The organism is Streptosporangium sp. NPDC006013 (genome assembly GCF_040614275.1).
In the GTDB taxonomy this organism is placed as follows: Bacteria; Actinomycetota; Actinomycetes; order Streptosporangiales; family Streptosporangiaceae; genus Streptosporangium.
The window spans coordinates 1-3,249 of the sequence record NZ_JBEXUE010000747.1 but is presented as its reverse complement, the minus strand read 5'-3'; the positions used below and the strand labels follow the sequence as shown (position 1 = coordinate 3,249).

Sequence of the window (3,249 nt, the reverse complement as noted above, 5' to 3'; positions counted from 1 at the left end):
CTACGCGGCCCTCTCCCGGCGCGCGGACGACGGCTCCGAGATGTTGCTCGCCCTCGTCACCGCCTACCTCACTCCTCGCAGGCCGCCACGACGCGGTCGACCGCCTCGGCGAGCGGGATCTCCTCCTTGGCGCCGGTGGCGCGGTCGCGCAGCTCCACGACGCCCTGGGTGAGGCCTCGGCCGACGATCAGGATCGTCGGCATGCCGAGCAGCTCGGCGTCCTTGAACTTCACGCCCGGCGAGACCCCGGAGCGGTCGTCCACCAGGACCCGCAGGCCGCGACCCTCCAACTCCTCGGCGATCTTCACAGCGGCCTCGATCTGGCCGTCCTTGCCGGTGCCCACGATGTGGACGTCGGCCGGGGCGATCTCGCGGGGCCACCGCAGGCCGAGTTCGTCGTGCCGCTGCTCGGCCAGCACCGCCACGGCGCGGGAGACGCCGACGCCGTAGGAGCCCATGGTGATGCGGATCGGCTTGCCGTCGGGGCCGAGGGCGTCGAGCTTCGCGGCGTCGGCGTACTTTCGGCCGAGCTGGAAGATGTGACCGATCTCGATACCGCGGTCGATGGAGAGGCCCGAGCCGCAGACCGGGCAGGCGTCGCCCGCGCGGACCTCGGCGGCCTCGATGGTGCCGTCGGCGACGAAGTCACGGCCCGCGACGACGTCCGCGGCGTGCTTGCCCGGCTCGTTGGCGCCGGTCACCCAGGCGGTGCCGTCGACCACGCGGGGGTCGACGAGGTAGCGGATGCCGAGATCCCGCAGGACCTGCGGGCCGATGTAGCCGCGGACCAGGCCGGGGTGCCTGGCGAAGTCCTCGGCCTCGAAGATGGCGGGCTCACCGGGGGCCAGGGACGCCTCCAGCCGCTTGAAGTCGACCTCGCGGTCTCCGGGAACACCCACGACCAGGGTCTCGGTCTTGCCGGAGCCCGGGACGGTCACCTTTACCACGATGTTCTTGAGCGTCTGGGCAGCGGTGATGCCCAGGCCGTGGTGCTCGTTGACGTGGTTGACCAGCGACTCGATGGTCGGGGTGCCGGGGGTGTCGAGCACCCGCATGGCGGGCCGCTCGCCGGTGCCCTCGGCGGCCGGGGCGGGGGTGACGACGGCCTCCGCGTTGGCCGCGTAGCCACAGTCGTGGCAGGCCACGAAGGTGTCCTCACCGGTGGCCGCGGGAGCGAGGAACTCCTCGGAGGCCGACCCGCCCATCGCGCCGGAGGTGGCGAAACAGATCTTGTAGGTGATGCCGAGCCGGTCGAAGGTCTTGATGTAGGTCTCGCGGTGGCGCTCGTAGGAGTGCTTGAGACCCTCGTCGTCGAGGTCGAAGGAGTAGGAGTCCTTCATGATGAACTCGCGCCCGCGCAGGATGCCGGCCCGGGGCCTGGCCTCGTCGCGATATTTCGTCTGGATCTGGTAGAGGGTCACCGGATAGTCCTTGTAGGAGGAGTACTCCCCCTTGACCATGTCGGTGAACATCTCCTCGTGGGTGGGACCGAGCAGGTAGTCGGCACCCTTGCGGTCCTTGAGGCGGAAGAGCGTGTCCCCGTACTCGGTCCAGCGACCGGTCGCCTCGTAGTACTCACGGGGCAGGAGCGCGGGGAAGAGCACCTCCTGGCCGCCCATCCGGTTCATCTCCTCGCGCACCACGCGCGTGACGTTCTCCAGGACCGTCTTGCCGAGGGGCAGCCAGGAGTAGACGCCGGGGGCGACGCGGCGGACGTACCCGGCGCGGACGAGCAGCTTGTGGCTCGGGACTTCCGCGTCTGCCGGGTCGTCCCTCAGCGTTCGAAGAAACAGCGACGACATGCGCAGCAGCACGGCTACTCCTAGCTAGCAGGGATCGATGCCCTACAGGCTATCGAGTCCGGCAAGCCGATTGTCGGCCGTCGCCCCTTTCAGAGCCCGGCGAGGAAAACGAAGTAGAAGGCCCCGAGGGCCAGCGCGACCAACGCGGAGCAGGCACGCTCCCTGCCGCGGACCAGTGAGATCAGCATCCCCAGCGCGAACACGATCACGACCGCGGCTCCCCACGGCCAGAAGCCGGGGACGTGCCCGGGGCCGGGCATCATCTTGTCGATGCCTCCGAACAGGACCAGCCCGACCGCCCCGCCGGCCGCGAGGGCTCCCCAGCGGTCGAGGCGCTTGGCGAGGTAGGAGAGAACCCCGATCGTCACGAGATTGACGACCGTGAGGTTCATCGTGGCGCCGTCGTCGCCGAGCCTGGTGAGCCAGTCTCCCGGTTCGAAGAGGGTGGCGGTCAGTATCGAGAGCAGCACCCCGAACGCGGCGAGCACGCTGGAGAGCACCGCCCAGCCGAAACCGGCCGCGCTCCGCCCCACGACGACGGCGAGGAGGACGTACGCGTACGGGTTGTAGATCGCACCAGGCAGGCCCGGTCCGTAGAGCAGTAGCGCTCCGACGCCCCCCAGCAGCATCCCCACGAAGAGCGAGAGGACCATGTGCCGGAGAATGGCGCGATCCCGTCGGTCCCCCGCTACGAAGTCAAGCGTGTAGTTGCGTTCTACCAAAGCCACCGATCCCCCGATCACATGTACTCGTGGCCATCGGCAGTATATCTGACCTGCACTAATACCCAGAGTGGGGCAAATTTTACTAGGCAAGCGAGCGCTTGGTTATGCTGTTGCCGTGAGTCTTTTCGCGAGCGTTTCCCCAAGCCTTTCCGAGGAGCGGCTGGAGCTCCGCGACGCGGTCCGCTCCTTCCTCGCCCGGCACCCGGACGCCCCCTGGGTCCGGTTCGCCGCCGAGCTGGGCGTGGCCGGCCTGGCGGTCCCCGAGGAGTACGGCGGCGCGGGCTGCGGTATGACCGAGGCGGCCGTCGTGTGCGAGGAGGTCGGCCGCGCCCTGTCACCCCATCCCTACCTGCAGACCGCGGTGCTGGCCGTGGAGGCGATCAAGGCCACCGGTGACCGGGCGGCCATGGCCAGGCTGCTTCCCGGCATCGCCGAAGGCACCGTCACCGCGACCGTGCTGTTCCCCGGCGACGCCGAGCTGGTGCTGGACGGCGACCGGCTGACCGGGATCGCCCGGCACGCCCTGGACGGCGAGCTGGTGCTGGCCTACGCGGGCGGCGCGCTCCTGGAGGCCGCCCCCTCCTCCCGCACGCCGCTGCCCACCCTGGACCAGACCCGCCCGCTCACCGCGCTCGCCTTCGACGCCGTCCCCGCCGTCCGGATCGGTGCCCGCCCCCGGACCAAGGGCATGGAGCGCGGAGACCTTCTCCAGGCCAACGGCG

3 protein-coding genes are annotated in these 3,249 nt (G+C 70.0%); 1 reads left to right on the top strand and 2 read right to left on the bottom strand.

Annotated elements, in window-relative coordinates:
* Positions 1–68: 68 nt before the first annotated feature.
* The gene (locus ABZ260_RS48930; protein ID WP_355632228.1) at positions 69–1,814 is read right to left on the bottom strand and encodes a proline--tRNA ligase; all 1,746 of its coding nucleotides are present in this window, start codon (positions 1,812–1,814) and stop codon (positions 69–71) included.
* Positions 1,815–1,891: 77 nt separating this feature from the next.
* Positions 1,892–2,455 carry a hypothetical protein gene (locus tag ABZ260_RS48925; RefSeq protein ID WP_355632225.1) on the bottom strand — a complete coding sequence of 188 codons (564 nt, stop codon included), beginning with the start codon at positions 2,453–2,455 and terminating at the stop codon, positions 1,892–1,894.
* Between the two features lie 187 nt (positions 2,456–2,642).
* On the opposite strand from ABZ260_RS48925, the gene ABZ260_RS48920 reads away from it, so the two are divergent.
* Positions 2,643–3,249: acyl-CoA dehydrogenase family protein (locus ABZ260_RS48920; protein WP_355632223.1), on the top strand; the 607-nt coding region annotated here is incomplete at its 3' end.

What these genes read in the sequence shown, in the direction of transcription:
- ABZ260_RS48925 (WP_355632225.1), bottom strand. Translation starts at nt 2,455, where the DNA reads ATGGTCCTCTCGCTCTTCGTGGGGATGCTGCTGGGGGGCGTCGGAGCG.